Origin of the sequence: Amycolatopsis orientalis, from assembly GCF_000943515.2 — a bacterium.
In the GTDB taxonomy this organism is placed as follows: domain Bacteria; phylum Actinomycetota; class Actinomycetes; order Mycobacteriales; family Pseudonocardiaceae; genus Amycolatopsis; species Amycolatopsis orientalis.
Genome location: NZ_CP016174.1, coordinates 8,709,487 through 8,726,645, shown reverse-complemented (window position 1 = coordinate 8,726,645; position 17,159 = coordinate 8,709,487). Strand labels below are relative to the sequence as shown.

The window sequence follows — 17,159 nt, the reverse complement described above, 5'->3', positions numbered from 1 at the left end:
CCCTGATCCTCGAAAGATCAGCGTATCGGGATCAGTACACCGCCGGCCGCCGCTGCCAGTAGGTCCAGAGCGGCCGGTAACCCTGCGCGTACCAGAACGGCGTCGAGCGCGGATTGGCCAGCGCGTGGTGCAGCAGCACGGCTTCCGTCCCGCATTCGTCGAAGACCTGGTGCGCGTGCGCGGCGAGCGCGGACCCGACTCCGCTCGATCGCGCCTGCTCGGCCACCGCCAGCGACGACAGATAGCCGACCCGGTCGGCCGCGACCCGGTCGCCGATCCACGAGGTCTCGTCGGGGAACTGCACCCGGACCATCCCGAGCGGACGCCCGTACAGCTCCGCGATCCACAACGTCGGGTTTTCCCGGCCCAGCTGTTTCGACAGATCCGCGGTGATCGCTTCCTTCGCGCCTTCGCGCAAAGTGACAGATCCGAACTGCGCGTCATATCGCTGCAATTCCAGCTCGAGCCCGACGGCGGTTTCGAGATCATCCGCTTCGGCGGGCCGGATGTGCACTCCGGGCGTCGCGGGCGGCCCCGTCACGGCCAGCCGGTCGGCCGGGCGGACCGCGATCACCAGCACCGGCGCGAATCCGCGGCGCAGCAATTCGGCCGAGCCCGGCGAATCGCGGCTGGGCCGTACCACGGTCGCCGCCGTCTCGACATCCCCAGGTGGGGCGACCGCCTTCAGATGTTCATCCCATCGGGTGAGTAATGCGTCGAGGGCCGCTTCCGGGCGAGGTCCGGTGAGCCGGGCCTCGAGGCGATGTTCGACGAGGGCCCGCCACGGAGAGTCAACAGAATCGGGGCCCGCTTCGGTGCGTACCGACAATCCGGCGGCGGCCGAGTCGCCGGCTGTAGCGGAGAGTGACACGGAACCCTCGACAGGCTCCAGTGCAGGCATTTCCGGGAGCAGAGCGTCCACAGTGGCGAGCCGCTCGGCGTGCCCGGCAGCGATCGCGTGGCTATTCATAGGGCTATTCAAGCCCCTACTGACGGGTCCGCGGGGAACTTCACGAGATTGGCCGCGCCGTGGCCCCAGGTGACTTCCGGTAGTCGGAAGGAACGCGAATAACGCTCCCATTTCACCCCTTGGTCCACGCAGGTCAGCGCGACGCGCCCATTGTTAACCCTGGGGTGATCTCATACTGTCTCGAATGGGACTTGGGTACGCCCTCCGGGGTACTGTATTGCCCTCGTCCCCGAGGTCGCGGTAGGACAAGACCGGTTGGGCAGCCGGGAAGGAAGGTCGGATGCCGGACACGAACGGCAGGCCCGGGAGCGCCGCACAGGCGGCACCGGGCAAGGGAGGGGCCGTTACGGAGGCTCGTACCGACGAGCGACGATTCCGCGTCTACACCTTCGCAGTACTCACCATGGGCATCGCCGCCGCGGCCGCGGTCAGCCTCTGGCTGGACTTCGAGGCCTCCGACGATCTGCTGTGGATCGGGCCCATCCTCGCGCTCGCCTTCCTGCTCGCCGAACAACTCGGGATCAACGTCGACGTCCGCAGCGGTATCTCGTGGACGATCTCGTTCACCGAGATCCCGCTGGTCATCGGTTTCTTCGTCGCCCCCTTCGAAGTCGTCCTCGCCGCGCATCTCGCGGCGGGCATCGGAACCTTGCTGGCCCGCAAGGTCGCTGGCCGCGTCCTCTACAACGCCGGCGCCTTCCTCCTGGAGATCACCGGCGCGTTCGCCGTGGCAGGACTGGTGAAACAGGCCTCCGGCGCGCACAGCATGACGTGGATCGCCGCGCTGGCAGGCACTTTGACCGCGCCGCTGGTCAGCACGCTGCTCGCGCTCGCCGCCGTCCGTGTACTGCGCCGCCGCATGCGCGTCAGCACCGCGATCCGGCTGACCGGCCGCATCCTCGTCGTCGGCTTCGTCAACGCTTCGGTCGGTCTTTCCGGTTATTTGGTCATTTCCGGTACCCCGAAGGCCTGGCCGCTCGTGCTGGCCGTCTTCCTCGGACTCACCGCGTTGTACTGGGCGTACTCCGATCTCCTCCGCGAACAGCGCGACATGGAAGCGCTATCCGACGTGAGCCTGATGGTCGCGCGTTCCGGTCAGCAGGCCGCCGCGCGGCCGGCCGGGCGGACCGACGAACTCGTCGGCGGGGTGGACGTCCGCGAGTGGGCGACCATCGCCGAACGCATCAAGGACCAGCTGGCCGCCGGCCGCGTCGTGCTCAGACTGCGGCTGGAACCCAAGGACACCATGCGCATGGTCGTCGCGGGCGACGAACTCCCGCCCGTGGACCCGGCCGCCGACGACCCGCTGTTGCGCCTGCCCGGCGCGCACGTCCGGCATTTCCGGATCACCGAAGCCAATCCCGACGTCCGTTCCGCGTTGCTCGACCGCGGCGCGCAGGAGGCGCTGGTCGTCCCCCTGCGCAGCGCCAACCAGCTTCTCGGCGTCGTCGAAGCGCACGACAGGCTGTCCCGCTGGCGTGGTTTCGGCAAGTACGACGTCCAGCTCCTGGGCACGATGGCCAGCCACCTCGCGACGTCGCTGGACAACCGGCGCCTGCTCGCGACCCTGCGCCACGACGCCTATCACGATCCGCTGACCGGTCTGCTCAACCGGCCGGGCTTCCGCCAGGTCGCCAAGGAACCGTTGCGGGAACAGGTCGACGCCGTCGTGCTCCGGGTCGATCTGGACGTTTTCTCCACCGTCAGCGACGCGCTCGGCTATGTGTGGGCCGATCGGATGGTCATCGCCGCCGGCCGCCGCATCCGCGACGCGCTCGGCCCCGACGTCCCGCTCGCCAGGCTCGAAGGCGCGTCCTTCGCGGCACTCCTCGTCGGCTGCGCGCCGGAACGCGCTCAGGCCGCCGCGGAACTGCTCCGCGCGGAACTCGTCGCCCCGTATCCGGTGGACCGGCTTTCCGTCGAGGCCAACGCGATGATCGGCTACGCGACCTCCTCCGCGGACGACGACGACCAGGTCGACGTCGACGGCCTCCTGCAGCGCGCCGACGTCGCCGTCCGCGCGACCAAGGGCGGTGAAGAGGTCCGCGGCTACATGGCCAGCATGGGCCAGATCTTCATGCGCCGGTTCCAGATGGTCACCCAGTTCCGGCAGTCGCTCGAAGAAGGCCAGCTGAGCGTCCACTACCAGCCCAAGATCACCCTGCCGAACCGGCAGATCCAGGGCGTCGAGGCGCTGGTGCGCTGGGTGCATCCGGAGTTCGGCAGGCTCGGCCCGGACGAGTTCGTCCCCGCGATCGAAGCGGCAGGCCTCATCGGCGTCCTGACGTCCTTCGTGCTCGAAGAATCGTTGAAGCGCGTGCGGAAGTGGCTCGACGAAGGCCTGCGCATCTCCGCCGCGGTGAACCTGTCGGTGCGGAACCTGGCCGACGAGGACTTCCCGACGAAGGTCGCGCGCGAACTGGACCGCTTCGGCATCCCGCCCGAGCTGCTCACCTTCGAGCTGACCGAATCCGGTGTGATGTCCGACCCACAGAAGGCGCTGCCGATCCTGCGGGAACTGCACTCGCTGGGCATCGTGCTCGCCGTGGACGACTTCGGCACCGGCTACTCGTCGCTGGCCTACCTGCGGCAGCTCCCGGTCGATCAGGTCAAGATCGACAAGAGTTTCGTCCTCGGCATGGGCACCGACCTCGGCGACCTCGCCGTCGTGCGCTCCATCGTCGAACTGGGCCACTCGCTCGGCCTCACGGTCGTCGCCGAGGGTGTCGAGGAGGACGTCGCGCGGGATCAGCTGGAAGCGATGGGATGTGACGTGGCACAGGGCTACCTCATCTCGCGGCCGCTGCCGGAGGACCGTCTGGAGGCGTGGCTGCAGGCGCGCACGGCGCGTTCGCCCGGCCGCCACTCCGAGACCGTCCTGACCCTGCTGACCTGAGGTTTTGCGGTAAGAGGACCCCCCTGAACTCCGGGTCTTCCGGCGTTGGTAATCTTTCCAAGTCCTCGCGAGAGGCCAGGCCCCTTTAGCTCAGTCGGCAGAGCGTCTCCATGGTAAGGAGAAGGTCTACGGTTCGATTCCGTAAAGGGGCTCGCGACCTCAGCCGCGTCACGCAAGCGTGTCGCGGCTTGGAGCATGTAAGGGCGGTGTAGCTCAGTTGGCAGAGCAAGCGGCTCATAATCGCTGTGTCGCCGGTTCAAGTCCGGCCACCGCTACGCGGTAACCCTGGGTGTCCCAGGCCTAGTAGAGAAGGAAATGCTGTGGCTGCCACTGACGTGCGACCGAAGATCACGCTCGCGTGTGAGGAGTGCAAGCACCGCAACTACATCACCAAGAAGAACCGGCGCAACAACCCGGATCGCCTGGAGATGAAGAAGTTCTGCCCGAACTGCGGTACGCACCGGACTCACAAAGAGACCCGCTGAGCGTCTGGCGGTTCTACAAGTCTCACCCGAAGCCGTCCTGGTCACACCAGGGCGGCTTCGGGCATTTCCGGGTTCTGTAGCCTGCTCGGGTGGCCTTGGACCAGTCGTTCACCGGGCGGGTGTACCCGCCGACCAGTACCTATGAAGTGAGTCGCGAGAAGATCCGGGAGTTCGCCGACGCGCTCGGCGACACGAACCCGCTCTACCGCGACACCGAAGCGGCGAAGGCGGCCGGATACCCCGACGTCATCGCGCCGCCGACGTTCCTCACGATCATCAACCTCGCCTCGATCAACGCGATCGTCACCGACCCCGAGCTGGGGCTCGACTATTCGCGGATGGTCCACGGCGATCAGCGGTTCACCTACGTGCGGCCGGTGCACGCGGGCGACGTCCTGTCGCTCACCACGCATATCGACAACATCATGGCCCGCGCCGGGAACGACTTCATCAACCTGCGCGCCGAGATCGCCGGCGCCGACGGTGGCCCGATCGCCACCACGCACGCGCAGCTCGTGGTCCGAGGGGAGGGCGCGTGAGCACTTTCACCGCCGGAGAAGAACTGGCGCCGCTGACCGTCGACGTCACCAGGGACCAGCTGGTGCGGTATGCCGGCGCCTCGCTGGACTTCAACCCCATCCACTGGAACGAGGCCTTCGCCAAGGAGGTCGGCCTGCCGGACGTCATCGCGCACGGCATGCTGACGATGGCGCTCGGCGCGCGGCTCGTCACCGACTGGCTCGGCGACCCCGGGCGCCTCGTCGACTACTTCGCGCGCTTCACGCGTCCCGTGGTCGTGCCGAACGACGGTGCGGCGACGATCGAGTTCACCGGGAAGGTCGCCGTGGTTAACGACGACGGCACGGCGCGGATCGACATCACCGCCAAGTTCGACGGCAAGGCCGTCCTGGGGAAGGCTCAAGCGGTCGTCCGGGCCTGACCAAAACGACAGCAAGGGACCTTTGCTATCGCTCGCTTAGCATGCCTAAGTAAGCGACAGCAAAGGTCCCTTGCTCTCTTTGCCCAGGTCAGCGAGCTATCAGCCCGCGCGAACCGGCTCGCGTAGAGGCGCGAAGCGCCCTTCGCGAGCTTAAGAAAGGCTGCTTCGCGGGCGAAGGAGCCCTCAGCCGCCCCGGCCGAGAAGAAGCGTTAAGCGACCTTAAGTAGCTTCTCGATGACCTCCGCCATTCCTGCCTCACCCCGAGCGTTCGGATGCAGCGGCGCCGCGGGCACCGCGGGTGAGGGCCCCTCGACCCACCTCCGGTTCGCGGCGCTGCACATGTCGCGCCCCTTGCTCGCTGTCGACATGTCGGCGAAGCCCGCTTCGTGGCTCTTCGCCGTCTCCTTCAGCACCGTGTTCAGTCGCGCCAGCGAGCCGCGGAAGTAGACGACATCCCCGGAACCGACCGGCAGGACCGGCCAGCAGCCGTTGTCGTCGTCGGGAAGCACCGTCGGGTACCCCACGACCACGATGCGCGCTTCGGGCGCCTTCGCGCGGATCTGGTCCAGGATTCCGCCGAGCCGGTCCGCCGCGGCGGTGATCCGCTCGACGAGCTGGTCGCGTCCGCCCGCGGTCAACTGGGTCTTGCAGGGCGAAGCGGTCTGGTGCTGCGTCGCGCATTGGTTCGCGAAACCGGCGAAGCCCACGTCGTTGCCGCCGATCCCGACGGTCACCAAGGTCGTGTCCCCGTCGATCGCGTCGATTTGCGGAGCGTTGGTGCCGTCGCGGGTCTTCTGCTCGCCGGTGAGATGTTCGGTCGTGGCGCCGCCGCAGCTGACATCGACGAACTCGGCCGGACGCAGCTTCGCGGCGAGCAGGTTCGGGTAGTTGTTGTCCGAGCGGTCGCAGCCGGCGGGCGTGCCCACGGGCCGTCCGGTGCCAGGCGACGCCGTGTAAGAATCACCGAGAGCGACATATCGGCCGGTGCCCGCCGAGGTGGTGACCCCCGCTGGTGTGACCGATGTGCCGCGCTCCCACAGGTGGTAGGCGATCCCCAGGACGGAAAGCACGATCACCAGGAACAGACAACCGCCGCCAGTTCTCCGCTGCGTCACCCATTCGTTGTACGCGACCATGGTCACCTTTGTCACCGGTCGACTGAGACATGGATCACCCGTGGGGAACGAGGGCACGCAGTTCGGCGGCGAGTTCCAGGGCGTGGGTGACGTCGCGCGCGAGGTAGTGCGGATCGACGAAGGCCTCGGCGATCCCGGTTTCGGCGGCCGCGTCCAAGTCCTCGGCGACCTTCTTGAGGTCGGTGCCGGGTTTCGGGTTGATCCGCAGCACCCGCCGCAGCGCACCCGGGTCGCGGCCCGCCTTCTCGGCCGCGTTCGTCACGGTCTCCCACATCTTCGCCAGATACGGCGCGGGCAGTCCGGCGGGCAGCCAGCCGTCCGCGCGACGGCCGACGCGCTCCAACGCCGCCGCCGAAAGCCCGCCCAGCAACACCGGCGGCCGCGGGCTCTGGACCGGCCGCAGACCCACCTTCGACGCGGGAATCCGCCAGCGGTCGCCCTCGTGCTCGACCGGGTCACCGGTCCAGAACTCCCGGAGGACGTCGAGAAGCTCCTCCAGCTGCTTGCCGCGCCCCTTCCAGGGCGTGCCGGTCGCGGTGTACTCGTCACGAAGCCAGCCCGTCCCCAGCCCGACGTCCAGGCGGCCTCCGCTCACCTGATCCAGCGAAGTGAGCGCCCGGGCGAGCAGCACGGCCGGATACACCGTTCCGGTGAGTGTGCTCGTCCCCAGCCGGACCTTCTTCGTGACGCTCGCGGCCACCGTCAGCAGGATCAGCGGATCGGCGAAGGTGACGAATTCGGGCGGATACGGCTGTTCCGGCGTGCCGCCGGGATAGAAGTCCGACGGCGAAACCGGTGCCAGCACGCGATCTCCGACCCACAAGGACGCGTAGCCGAGTTCTTCGGCGGCCGTCGCGAAACCGGCGACGGCGTCCATCTTCGCGAGGGGGCCGTACTGCGGAAGAGCGATTCCCAGGCGCATCGCGGTCACCGTGCCTCCGAGAGCAGACTGCCCATCCTGGTGATCCCTTCGGCCAGCTCGTTTTCGCCCAGCGCATAGGAAATCCGGAAGTACCCCGGCGTCCCGAACGCCTCGCCGGGCACCACGGCGACCTCGGCCTCGCGCAGGATCAGATCGGCCAGCGCCACCGTGTCCGCCGGTCGCTCACCGCGGATCTCCTTGCCCAGCAAGGCTTTCATTGACGGGTAGACGTAGAAGGCGCCGAGTGGCACCGGAGTCTCGACCCCCGGGATCTCGGAAAGCAGCGAGAGCGCGGTCTTGCGCCGGGAGTCGAACGCTTCGCGCATCGAGAAAACGGCGTCGAGCGGGCCGCTCACCGCGGCCAGCGCGGCCCGCTGCGCGACGTTCGAAACGTTGCCGCACAAGTGCGATTGGTACGCCGTCGCCGCCTTGACCACGTCCTGCGGGCCGAGCAGCCAGCCCACCCGCCAGCCGGTCATCGAGTACGTCTTCGCGACGCCGTTGAGGACGACCGTCCGGTCGGCGAGTTCCGGGACCACGACGGGCATCGAGGGCGCTTCGGCGCCGTCGTAGACCAGGTGTTCGTAGATCTCGTCGGTGATGACCCAGAGGCCGTTTTCGTACGCCCAGCGCCCGATCGCCTCGACCTGCTCGCGCGGGTACACCGCGCCTGTCGGGTTCGACGGCGAGACGAACAGCAGCACCTTCGTGCGCGGTGTCCTGGCGGCTTCGAGCTGCTCGACGGTAACCAGATAGTCCGTCGTCTCGTCGGCGGTGACCTGCACTCCGACACCGCCGGCGAGGGCGATCGACTCCGGGTAGGTGGTCCAGTACGGCGCGGGCAGCAGCACCTCGTCGCCCGGGTCGAGCAGCGTGGCGAACGCGGAATAGACCGCTTGCTTGCCGCCGTTCGTCACCAGGACGCGACCCGGGTCGACGTCGAGACCGGAATCGCGGGCGGTCTTCGCCGCGATCGCCTCGCGGAGTTCCGGCAGCCCGCCCGCGGCGGTGTAGCCGTGGTTGACCCTGTCCCGGACGGCCGCTTCGGCGGCTTCGAGCACGTTGGCCGGGGTGGGGAAGTCCGGTTGCCCGGCCCCGAACCCGATCACCGGACGACCCTGCGCCTTCAGCTCCCGGGCCTTCGCGTCGACGGCCAGCGTGGCCGACGGCGTGATGCCGCCGATCCGGGCCGAGACGCGGGAAGCCGGGGACGGTGAGGGTGCGGGAGCGCTCATGGCGACATCGTGGCACGATCATGGGGTCGGCCGTGGGGGAGTTTCCTCGCGGAAGGCTGCTCCGCGCCGCTTTGAGGGGCGCGGTTGCGAAGCTGTTCGGGGGTTGCCGTAGACTTCTGGTCTCGGAACGCACTACGGTCATCCCCGCCACGGCGGTGGGGACGATGGAATGCGTCCTCCGGAGCCCCAGAGCATCGGGGTTCCAAAGGGGTGTAGCTCAATTGGCAGAGCAGCGGTCTCCAAAACCGCAGGTTGCAGGTTCAAGTCCTGTCACCCCTGCGTAAGCGAACTGGTGAAGGCGGAGGAGTGGTCGTGAGCGACAGCGACGCCAGCGGTGAGAAGGCGCAGGACGGCGCCGGGCGGAAGCCCGACGAACAGTCCCGCCCGGTGACCGCCGCTGCCCGGCGTGAGCGCCGTGCGTCCGCGCGCCCGTCCGGTAAGGCCGACGCCAAGTCGGACGACAAGACCCGCCCCGCCGGCAAGGCGAAGGCCGGGGACAAGACCGAGAAAACCAAGGACGCCAAGGGCACGGCGACTCCGAAGCGCGACCGCAAGCCGAAGCAGGCGTCGATCTTCGCCCGGCTCATGCGGTTCATCCGCGAAGTCTGGGCCGAGCTGCGCAAGGTCATCTGGCCGAACCGCAAGCAGATGGTCACCTACACCGCGGTCGTGCTGGTCTTCGTGGTGTTCATGGTGGCGCTGGTGAGCGGCCTCGACCTGGCCTTCAAAGAGGTCGTCGGTGCCGTCTTCGGCAGCTGAGGCAGCCGGTCGCGGCGCTTGAGCGCGCCGCACGGTGGCTGGCGCCACGGCAACCGATCAACTGAGAGGACGGAACGTGACCTCCGACAACGGCACAGCAGCCGGTCATGAGCTGACCGAGCTTTCCGACGAGCAGGTGCACGCGGCACTCGGCGACGAGCAGTCCGAGCACCTGGACTCCGTCGAGGTGCCCGCCGCAGGCGACGAGGTCGACGAAGCCGGAGATGTCGCGGAGGCCGAAGAGGCGTCCGTCGAGACCGAAGACGACGACACCGCCGCCGAGGCCGAGCCCGACGAGTACGTCGACCCGGTCGCGAAGCTGCGCGCGGAACTCAACGCCGCTCCCGGTGAGTGGTACGTCGTGCATTCGTACGCGGGTTACGAGAACAAGGTGAAGACCAACCTCGAGACCCGTACCCAGACGCTGGACGTCGAGGACTACATCTTCCAGATCGAGGTCCCGACCGAAGAGGTCACCGAGATCAAGAACGGCCAGCGCAAGCAGGTGCAGCGCAAGGTGCTGCCCGGCTACATCCTGGTCCGGATGGACCTGAACGACGCCTCGTGGAGCGCCGTGCGCAACACGCCGGGTGTCACCGGGTTCGTCGGTGCCACGTCGCGCCCGTCGCCGCTGACCGTGGACGAGGTGCTGAAGTTCCTCGCGCCCAAGGTCGAGGCCGCCGCTCCCGCGAAGCCCGGCAAGGGCGACGCCGCTTCTTCCGAGTCGCAGCTGGGTGGCCCCGCGGTCGAGGTCGACTTCGAGATCGGCGAGTCGGTCACCGTCATGGACGGCCCGTTCGCGACGCTGCCCGCGACGATCTCCGAGGTAAACGTGGACGGGCAGAAGCTGAAGGTCCTGGTGTCGATCTTCGGCCGGGAGACCCCGGTCGAGCTGTCGTTCAACCAGGTCTCCAAGATCTGACGGCCGCCAGACGGCCGGCAGTCCCCGCGTACTGGCAGGTGTGCGGGGGACTCAAGTCAGTAAGAAGGAACAAACGAAATGCCACCCAAGAAGAAGAAGCTTGCGGCGATCATCAAGCTGCAGATCAAGGCGGGTGCGGCCAACCCCGCGCCGCCGGTCGGCCCCGCGCTGGGTCAGCACGGCGTCAACATCATGGAGTTCTGCAAGGCCTACAACGCCGCGACCGAGTCGCAGCGCGGGGACGTCGTCCCGGTCGAGATCTCCGTGTACGAAGACCGCTCGTTCGACTTCAAGCTCAAGACGCCGCCGGCCGCGAAGCTGCTGCTGAAGGCCGCGGGCGTGGAGAAGGGTTCCGGCGAGCCGCACAAGACCAAGGTCGCCAAGGTCACTTGGGACCAGGTCCGCGACATCGCGAAGACCAAGGAATCCGACCTGAACGCGCACGACATCGACCAGGCCGCGAAGATCATCGCCGGCACCGCCCGCTCGATGGGCATCACGGTCGTCGACTGAGCTTCACCCCGCACCACCGTGGGAGAGCCAGGGCTGGCTCCAACACCACACTGATCCGTTGAAGAGTTAAGGACAGAAGTAATGCCCAAGCACAGCAAGGCCTACCGTCAGGCTCTTGAGCTGGTGGACCGCGAGCGGCTCTACGCCCCGCTCGAGGCCGCGAAGCTGGCCAAGGAGACCTCCAAGTCGAAGATGGACGCCACCGTCGAGGTCGCCATGCGCCTCGGTGTCGACCCTCGTAAGGCCGACCAGATGGTCCGCGGCACCGTGAACCTGCCGCACGGCACCGGTAAGACCGCTCGCGTCATCGTTTTCGCCGTTGGTGACAAGGCCGCCGAGGCCGAAGCCGCCGGCGCTGACGCGGTCGGCACCGACGAACTGATCGAGCGCATCCAGGGTGGCTGGCTCGACTTCGACGCCGCGATCGCGACGCCGGACCAGATGGCGAAGGTCGGGCGCATCGCCCGCATCCTCGGCCCGCGTGGCCTCATGCCGAACCCGAAGACCGGCACCGTGACCCCCGCGGTCGCGAAGGCCGTCTCGGACATCAAGGGCGGTAAGATCAACTTCCGCGTCGACAAGCAGGCCAACCTGCACTTCGTCATCGGCAAGGTGTCGTTCGACACCGAGAAGCTGGTGGAGAACTACGCGGCCGCGCTGGACGAGATCCTCCGCGCCAAGCCGTCGTCGGCGAAGGGCCGTTACCTGCGCAAGGTCGTCGTCTCCACGACGATGGGCCCGGGTATCCCGGTCGACCCCGCCCGGACCCGCAACCTCCTCTCCGAGGACGCGTAAGTCTGAGTCACACATCACTGACGAAGGGGCGGTCCCGCTACAGCGGGGCCGCCCCTTTTTCGTGTTTGCTGGAGGGCATGCCGACTTTCGCGTCGTTCGACGGGCTCCAGCTGAGCTACACCGTGTGGGAGGGCGAAGGGCGTCCGGTACTGCTGCAGCACGGCTTCGCCGCCGACACGAACGCCAACTGGATCGCGCCCGGCGTCGTCGCCACCCTCCAGCAGGCGGGTCTGACCGTGATCGGACTCGACGCGCGAGGGCACGGGCGGTCGGCCAAACCGCACGATGAGGCCAGTTACGGCGACGACGCGATGGTCCGCGACGTGTCCGCGCTCCTCGACGTGCTGGGGCTCGACGAGGTTTCGATGGTCGGCTACTCGATGGGCGCGATGATCGGGCTCGGCGCGGTGGCCGCCGATCCGCGGATCCGGTGTCTCGCGATCGGCGGGGTCGGTTCGGGGATCGTCGACTTCGGCGGCGTGGACACGCGCGTCGTCACGCCGGAGGCGATCAGCGACGCACTGCTCGCTTCGGACCCTTCGACGCTTCCGCCGTCTTCGGCGCCTTTCAGGGCGCTGGCCGACGCCCTCCGCGCGGACCGCGTCGCACTGGCGGCCGTCGCACGCGGGACCGCGAACCCCAAACTGGACCTGACGGCGATCGCCGTCCCGACCCTGGTCCTGGCCGGCGAGGCCGACCCGCTGGCGGCCGAACCCGAACGCCTGGCCGCCGCCATCGCGGGCGCCCGCCTCGTCCGCGTCCCCGGCGACCACATGACCGCCGTCATGCACCCCGCCTTCGGCTCCGCCCTGACCGGCTTCCTGACCGCGCACGACCTCTGACCCGCGTCGCCTTTAGCGGGCTGAACGCGCTCCGGCGGGCACTTGCGTTTCGCCCCCTAATCGCGATCAGCGGGGGGTGGTGGACGGGGCAGGCGGGGGACAGGTTTTGGGTCCGGGTGCGTGTCCGGTGATCAGCCACTGACCGTTCTGCACCGTCGAGACGGTGAAGTCGCCGAGGGCCGGGCCCCCGAGATGGTGAAATCGCAGGACTTCACGAGCACGCTTTCGCCCGGCGGCCATCCGGTTCGCTTGGAGATCGACTCCGCGTAGTCGTTGATCCCGCCGGGCTTGACCTCGGCGTGGAGCCTCTCGACGGCGTCGCGACAGTCTTTGGCGTTGACGTCGATCGCGAACTGCTGCTGAGTTCGTTCTTCGAACTTGCCGCAGACCAGGTCGACCATGCTCTTCTCTCCCACGCCGTGCTGAGCGATCCCGTCATAGACGCTGCGAACGGCTTCGTAGGGGGAGGCACTGGTGAGGATCTTGTTCGTCTTGTAGGTCCCGCCGCCTTCCGCGGCGATCTGCTCCGACGTCTTGCCCTCGCTGTCGGGGAAGATCTGGCGGTAGGCGATGGTGGCCCCGATGCAGATCAGCGCGATCACGATCACCCAGGCGAGAAGCTTTCCGCCCAGTCGTCGCAGCCACCGCGGCATGCGAGGTCGAGGAGCCGGAACGAGCTCGCCGTGAGGCGGTCCCGGAGGCCCTGGAACTTGTCCGCCGTAGTGCTGGGTCACGGGCTGCGCGGGCTGGGACGGCACGAGGCCCTGCTGCTGCGCCTCGGTGAACTTCAGATAGTCCTGGAACTGCTGAAACTGCTGGAACTGGCGCAGTTGCTCCTCGTCCAGCCGAGGCGCGGGCTGACCTCCCGCCTTGGGCTCGATGTCCGTGCCGGGCTCGCTTCCCGGCTTTCCGTCATCACGCTGCTCCGCCACGTCACCATGATGCCCCGCGCCGCTCTCCGCGCACTCCGCCGGTCGCGTTTAGCCCGCTAAACGCGACCTGGCAGGGGCCCGGTGCGAAGGCCGGGAGAGGGTCACGTATTCTTGTCAAGGTTCTACCGAAGACCGCTGGTCTTCTCCTGGTCATCTGGCCTGGAGAACGAAGGCCCCGCTAGGGCGGGCGACCCGCGCAGGAGGAACGAGGCTCGCCCGCGCCGTATCACGTCGCGTGCCCTGACGCCCCGCGCCTGTCTGCGCTGGGGCGTTTCGTCGTTTCAGGGCTCTCACGGCCAGTGGACCACTAGCCAAGAGAGGAGGCGACCATGGCGAAGCCCGACAAGGAGGCGGCCGTCGCCGAGATCGCGGAGAGCTTCCGCAGCAGCTCGGCCACAGTCGTTACCCAGTACACCGGCCTCTCCGTGTCCCAGCTGTCCCAGCTGCGCCGCGCTCTCGGCACCAGTGCCAAGTACCGGGTCGCGAAGAACACCCTCGTCAAGCGTGCCGCCACGGACGCCGGTATCGAGGGCCTTGAAGACCTGTTCGTCGGCCCGACCGCCATCGCCTTCGTCGAAGGTGAAGCTGTTGACGCCGCGAAGGCGCTTCGCGACTTCGCGAAGGACAACAACGCGCTTGTGATCAAGGGCGGCTTCATGGACGGCAAGACGCTGTCCGTGGACGAGATCAACCAGATCGCCGATCTCGACAGCCGTGAGGTCCTGCTCGCCAAGGCGGCGGGCGCGTTCAAGGCGAAGCTGTCCCAGGCCGCCGCGCTGTTCCAGGCGCCGGCGTCCCAGGTCGCTCGCCTGGCTGCCGCGCTGGAGGAGAAGCAGCGCAACGCCGGTACCGAAGCAGCCGAAGCACCCGCCGAGAGCTGAACACCCCCCACCCCGAACTTTTAGTTCGTTTCAGAGAGGAAAGCCACCATGGCGAAGCTGAGCACCGCCGAGCTGATCGACGCCTTCAAGGAGCTCACCCTTCTTGAGCTGTCCGAGTTCGTCAAGGAGTTCGAGACCACCTTCGACGTGACCGCGGCCGCCCCGGCTGCCGTCGTCGCCGCCGGCCCGGTGGGCGCTGCCCCGGCCGCCGCCGAGGAGCAGGACGAGTTCGACGTCGTTCTCGAGTCGGCCGGCGAGAAGAAGATCCAGGTCATCAAGGTCGTCCGTGAGGTCGTCTCGGGCCTGGGCCTGAAGGAGGCCAAGGAGCTGGTCGAGGCCGCTCCCAAGGCCCTCCTGGAGAAGGTCGACAAGGAGGCCGCCGAGGCCGCCAAGGAGAAGCTCGAGGCTGCTGGCGCCAAGATCGCCATCAAGTGATCTGGGGCGCGTCAGCGCCTGCCGCAGTACCGCCGAAGGGGCGGGCATCCACCACGGATGCCCGCCCCTTCGCTTTGGCCCACCCCGCCCCCGTGTCGACTTTCGCCCCCTAACCGCGACGCGTAGCCACGCTAAGTACCTGAGTGCGCCCAGGGCCCCGGATCGCGTTTAGCCCGCTAAAGGCGCTCCGGTGGGGCGCCCGGCGGCTGGGAGCGGCACCCCCGCTGACCTGCGTTTAGCCCCCTAATCGTGACGCGCGGCCGCGCCGACCTGGGCGAAGTGGGCGGGCTGTGGACCTGCGCCCAGGGGTGACGTGCACTACGGTGCTGCCAGCGGTGCACGGGCCGGTAGCGGGCTGCGCGAAAAGTTATCCGCGGGTCTGGCCAGAAAAGAAAACTGGTGAGTAACCTGTTCGCACTCAGCTCGTTGCACCTGGTTGACGCGGGTATCGCTGCGCGGACGCGTGCGCTCTCTCGAGCCAGTGGGACGGGAAAGCAGTGCGCGACGACGCGGAACAGCTCCTGGAGGTGCGATGGGTGCCGAGGTGGTCATCGAAGGTCTTTCGAAGTCCTTCGGTAAGCAGGCCATCTGGCGGGACGTCACGCTGACCCTGCCCCCGGGCGAGGTGTCGGCGATGCTCGGTCCGTCCGGAACCGGTAAGTCCGTCTTCTTGAAGTCGATGATCGGTCTGCTCAAGCCCGACAAGGGCCGCTGCATGATCAACGGCGTCGACATCGTGACGTGCTCCGAACACCAGCTCTACGAGGTGCGCAAGCTCTTCGGCGTCCTCTTCCAGGACGGCGCGCTGTTCGGGTCGATGAACCTCTACGACAACGTCGCCTTCCCGCTGCGCGAGCACACGAAGAAGTCCGAGACCGAGGTCCGCCGGATCGTGCTCGAGAAACTCGAGATGACCGGTCTCAACGGCGCCGACAAGAAGCTGCCGGGTGAGATCTCCGGCGGTATGCGCAAGCGCGCCGGTCTCGCCCGCGCCCTGGTGCTCGACCCGCAGATCATCCTGGTCGACGAGCCGGACTCCGGTCTCGACCCGGTCCGCACGACCTACATCTCCCAGCTCTTCCTCGACGTCAACGCGCAGATCGACGCGACGTTCCTGATCGTCACGCACAACATCAACCTCGCCCGCACCGTGCCGGACAACCTGGGCATGCTCTTCCGCAAGGAACTGGTCATGTTCGGCCCGCGCGAGGTGCTGTTGACCAGCGAGGAGCCGGTCGTCAAGCAGTTCCTCAACGGCAAGATGGACGGCCCCATCGGCATGAGCGAGGAGAAGGACTCGGCCCAGCTCGCCGCCGAACGCGCGATGTTCGAGGCCGGCCACCACGCGGGCGGTGTCGAGGACGTGTCCGGGGTGCCGCCGCAGATGCAGCCCACCCCCGGCGTGCCGACCCGGATGGGCGCGGTCCGCCGCAAGGACCGCGTCATGCAGATCCTGCACGGCCTCCCGCCCGAGGCGCAGCAGAGCATCATCGAGTCGCTCTCCCCGGAGGAGCAGCAGCGCTACGGTGTCCGCCCGCAGCGGCTCGCGACCGCGGGCCACCGGTCGGCACCTGCCGAAAGCTCGATCCCGAACCACCATCAGGGCCAGCTGCCCGACGACCAGGTCGCCCACATCCCGCATCCCGGGAGAGCGGGCAACCACCGCTTGCGGCCACAAGATCCGGGGTCAGGTGGCGCGTGAGCTCTTCCGCTTCATCGGCGAAGATTCCAGGGATCGGCATGTTGCGCGAGACCGGGAACCTGTTCGCCCTTGGCCTCGACATCGTTCGTGGCATCTTCCAACGGCCGTTCCAGCTGCGGGAGTTCATCCAGCAGGCCTGGTTCATCGCGAGCGTCACGATCCTGCCGACGGCGCTCGTCGCGATCCCGTTCGGCGCGGTCATCTCGCTGCAGTTCGGTTCGCTCGCCCGCCAACTCGGCGCCCAGTCCTACACGGGCGCCGGGTCGGTGCTCGCCACTGTGCAGCAGGCCAGCCCCCTGGTCACCGCGCTGCTGGTCGCGGGCGCCGGTGGTAGCGCCGTCTGCGCCGACATCGGCGCGCGGACGATCCGTGAAGAGATCGACGCGATGGAGGTGCTGGGCGTCTCCGCCGTCCAGCGCCTGATCGTGCCGCGCGTGCTCGCGATGATGCTGGTCGCGCTCCTGCTCAACGGCATGGTCAGCGTCATCGGCGTGCTCGGCGGCTACTTCTTCAACGTCGTCCTCCAGGGCGGGACGCCGGGCGCATACCTGGCGAGCTTCTCCGCGCTGGCCCAGCTTCCCGACCTCTGGGTCGGCGAACTGAAGGCGCTGATCTTCGGCTTCATCGCCGCTGTCGTCGCCTCTTACCGGGGACTGAACCCGTCCGGCGGCCCGAAGGGGGTCGGCGACGCGGTGAACCAGTCGGTCGTCATCACGTTCCTGATGCTGTTCGTGGTGAACTTCGTGATCACGCTGATCTACCTGCAGATCGTGCCCGGAAAGCTGGACTGACGG

General features: G+C 67.9%; 18 protein-coding genes and 3 tRNA genes. 16 read left to right on the top strand and 5 right to left on the bottom strand.

Annotated elements, in window-relative coordinates:
• Positions 1-31 precede the first annotated feature (31 nt).
• Positions 32-970: a GNAT family N-acetyltransferase gene (locus SD37_RS38130; RefSeq protein WP_044855753.1), complete on the bottom strand. Its 939-nt coding sequence runs from the start codon at positions 968-970 to the stop codon at positions 32-34.
• Between the two features lie 280 nt (positions 971-1,250).
• Here SD37_RS38130 and SD37_RS38125 point away from each other — a divergent pair, with 280 nt between their 5' ends.
• From SD37_RS38125 to SD37_RS38100, 6 genes are all read left to right on the top strand, one after another.
• On the top strand, positions 1,251-3,866 hold the full coding sequence (locus SD37_RS38125) for a putative bifunctional diguanylate cyclase/phosphodiesterase (protein WP_037314049.1): 2,616 nt from the start codon (positions 1,251-1,253) through the stop codon (positions 3,864-3,866).
• A 79-nt stretch (positions 3,867-3,945) separates the two neighbouring features.
• A tRNA-Thr gene (locus SD37_RS38120) sits at positions 3,946-4,018 on the top strand.
• Between the two features lie 50 nt (positions 4,019-4,068).
• Positions 4,069-4,141, top strand: a tRNA-Met gene (locus SD37_RS38115).
• Between the two features lie 45 nt (positions 4,142-4,186).
• Complete coding sequence (rpmG, locus tag SD37_RS38110; protein WP_005152047.1) at positions 4,187-4,351, top strand: 50S ribosomal protein L33; 165 nt, start codon at positions 4,187-4,189, stop codon at positions 4,349-4,351.
• Between the two features lie 89 nt (positions 4,352-4,440).
• A complete protein-coding gene (locus SD37_RS38105) occupies positions 4,441-4,890 on the top strand; it encodes a MaoC family dehydratase N-terminal domain-containing protein (RefSeq protein ID WP_037314051.1) in 450 nt (149 codons plus the stop codon).
• Positions 4,887-5,291, top strand: a complete 405-nt coding sequence (locus SD37_RS38100) for a MaoC family dehydratase (RefSeq protein WP_037314065.1) — start codon at positions 4,887-4,889, stop codon at positions 5,289-5,291. The genes SD37_RS38105 and SD37_RS38100 overlap by 4 nt, the downstream gene beginning before the upstream one ends.
• A 209-nt stretch (positions 5,292-5,500) precedes the next feature.
• On the opposite strand, the gene SD37_RS38095 is transcribed toward SD37_RS38100, so the two are convergent.
• The 3 genes from SD37_RS38095 to SD37_RS38085 are packed head-to-tail and all read right to left on the bottom strand — an operon-like array spanning position 5,501 to position 8,584.
• Entirely contained in the window at positions 5,501-6,433 is a 933-nt protein-coding gene (locus SD37_RS38095) for an SGNH/GDSL hydrolase family protein (RefSeq protein WP_145927027.1), read from the bottom strand.
• 28 nt (positions 6,434-6,461) lie between these two features.
• The gene (locus SD37_RS38090; RefSeq protein ID WP_145926826.1) at positions 6,462-7,358 is read right to left on the bottom strand and encodes a TIGR03619 family F420-dependent LLM class oxidoreductase; all 897 of its coding nucleotides are present in this window, start codon (positions 7,356-7,358) and stop codon (positions 6,462-6,464) included.
• On the bottom strand, positions 7,355-8,584 hold the full coding sequence (locus tag SD37_RS38085; protein ID WP_044855752.1) for a pyridoxal phosphate-dependent aminotransferase: 1,230 nt from the start codon (positions 8,582-8,584) through the stop codon (positions 7,355-7,357). The genes SD37_RS38090 and SD37_RS38085 overlap by 4 nt, the downstream gene beginning before the upstream one ends.
• Positions 8,585-8,790: 206 nt before the next feature.
• Between SD37_RS38085 and SD37_RS38080 the strand changes: the two genes are divergently transcribed.
• From SD37_RS38080 to SD37_RS38055, 6 genes are all read left to right on the top strand, one after another.
• A tRNA-Trp gene (locus SD37_RS38080) sits at positions 8,791-8,863 on the top strand.
• Positions 8,864-8,890: 27 nt separating this feature from the next.
• Complete coding sequence (gene secE, locus SD37_RS38075; protein WP_037314071.1) at positions 8,891-9,343, top strand: preprotein translocase subunit SecE; 453 nt, start codon at positions 8,891-8,893, stop codon at positions 9,341-9,343.
• Between the two features lie 76 nt (positions 9,344-9,419).
• The gene (gene nusG / locus SD37_RS38070) at positions 9,420-10,265 is read left to right on the top strand and encodes a transcription termination/antitermination protein NusG (protein WP_044855751.1); all 846 of its coding nucleotides are present in this window, start codon (positions 9,420-9,422) and stop codon (positions 10,263-10,265) included.
• A 78-nt stretch (positions 10,266-10,343) separates the two neighbouring features.
• Positions 10,344-10,778: a 50S ribosomal protein L11 gene (gene rplK / locus SD37_RS38065; protein ID WP_020633284.1), complete on the top strand. Its 435-nt coding sequence runs from the start codon at positions 10,344-10,346 to the stop codon at positions 10,776-10,778.
• An 81-nt stretch (positions 10,779-10,859) separates the two neighbouring features.
• Positions 10,860-11,573: a 50S ribosomal protein L1 gene (gene rplA / locus SD37_RS38060; protein ID WP_037314083.1), complete on the top strand. Its 714-nt coding sequence runs from the start codon at positions 10,860-10,862 to the stop codon at positions 11,571-11,573.
• Between the two features lie 77 nt (positions 11,574-11,650).
• Positions 11,651-12,415 (top strand): alpha/beta fold hydrolase, encoded by a 765-nt coding sequence (locus tag SD37_RS38055; RefSeq protein ID WP_044855750.1) that lies wholly within the window; start codon positions 11,651-11,653, stop codon positions 12,413-12,415.
• Between the two features lie 131 nt (positions 12,416-12,546).
• Here the strand turns inward: SD37_RS38055 and SD37_RS38050 are convergent, their stop codons facing one another.
• Positions 12,547-13,347, bottom strand: a complete 801-nt coding sequence (locus tag SD37_RS38050; protein ID WP_236725209.1) for a hypothetical protein — start codon at positions 13,345-13,347, stop codon at positions 12,547-12,549.
• A 329-nt stretch (positions 13,348-13,676) separates the two neighbouring features.
• On the opposite strand from SD37_RS38050, the gene rplJ reads away from it, so the two are divergent.
• The 4 genes from rplJ (at position 13,677) to SD37_RS38030 (ending at position 17,156) form a co-directional block, all read left to right on the top strand.
• On the top strand, positions 13,677-14,228 hold the full coding sequence (rplJ, locus tag SD37_RS38045; protein WP_005152070.1) for a 50S ribosomal protein L10: 552 nt from the start codon (positions 13,677-13,679) through the stop codon (positions 14,226-14,228).
• 48 nt (positions 14,229-14,276) lie between these two features.
• The gene (rplL, locus tag SD37_RS38040) at positions 14,277-14,663 is read left to right on the top strand and encodes a 50S ribosomal protein L7/L12 (protein ID WP_037314094.1); all 387 of its coding nucleotides are present in this window, start codon (positions 14,277-14,279) and stop codon (positions 14,661-14,663) included.
• A 532-nt stretch (positions 14,664-15,195) separates the two neighbouring features.
• Positions 15,196-16,365: an ABC transporter ATP-binding protein gene (locus SD37_RS38035; protein WP_044855749.1), complete on the top strand. Its 1,170-nt coding sequence runs from the start codon at positions 15,196-15,198 to the stop codon at positions 16,363-16,365.
• Positions 16,366-16,403: 38 nt separating this feature from the next.
• Positions 16,404-17,156 carry an MlaE family ABC transporter permease gene (locus SD37_RS38030; RefSeq protein WP_020633292.1) on the top strand — a complete coding sequence of 251 codons (753 nt, stop codon included), beginning with the start codon at positions 16,404-16,406 and terminating at the stop codon, positions 17,154-17,156.
• Positions 17,157-17,159: the final 3 nt, after the last annotated feature.

Excerpts from the sequence above, each read along its gene's own strand:
- SD37_RS38130 (WP_044855753.1), bottom strand. The coding sequence starts at position 970 with ATGAATAGCCACGCGATCGCTGCCGGGCACGCCGAGCGGCTCGCCACT.
- SD37_RS38125 (WP_037314049.1), top strand. The coding sequence starts at position 1,251 with ATGCCGGACACGAACGGCAGGCCCGGGAGCGCCGCACAGGCGGCACCG.
- SD37_RS38085 (WP_044855752.1), bottom strand. The coding sequence starts at position 8,584 with ATGAGCGCTCCCGCACCCTCACCGTCCCCGGCTTCCCGCGTCTCGGCC.
- rplK (WP_020633284.1), top strand. The coding sequence starts at position 10,344 with ATGCCACCCAAGAAGAAGAAGCTTGCGGCGATCATCAAGCTGCAGATC.
- rplA (WP_037314083.1), top strand. The coding sequence starts at position 10,860 with ATGCCCAAGCACAGCAAGGCCTACCGTCAGGCTCTTGAGCTGGTGGAC.
- SD37_RS38055 (WP_044855750.1), top strand. The coding sequence starts at position 11,651 with ATGCCGACTTTCGCGTCGTTCGACGGGCTCCAGCTGAGCTACACCGTG.
- rplJ (WP_005152070.1), top strand. The coding sequence starts at position 13,677 with ATGGCGAAGCCCGACAAGGAGGCGGCCGTCGCCGAGATCGCGGAGAGC.
- rplL (WP_037314094.1), top strand. The coding sequence starts at position 14,277 with ATGGCGAAGCTGAGCACCGCCGAGCTGATCGACGCCTTCAAGGAGCTC.
- SD37_RS38035 (WP_044855749.1), top strand. The coding sequence starts at position 15,196 with ATGGGTGCCGAGGTGGTCATCGAAGGTCTTTCGAAGTCCTTCGGTAAG.
- SD37_RS38030 (WP_020633292.1), top strand. The coding sequence starts at position 16,404 with ATGTTGCGCGAGACCGGGAACCTGTTCGCCCTTGGCCTCGACATCGTT.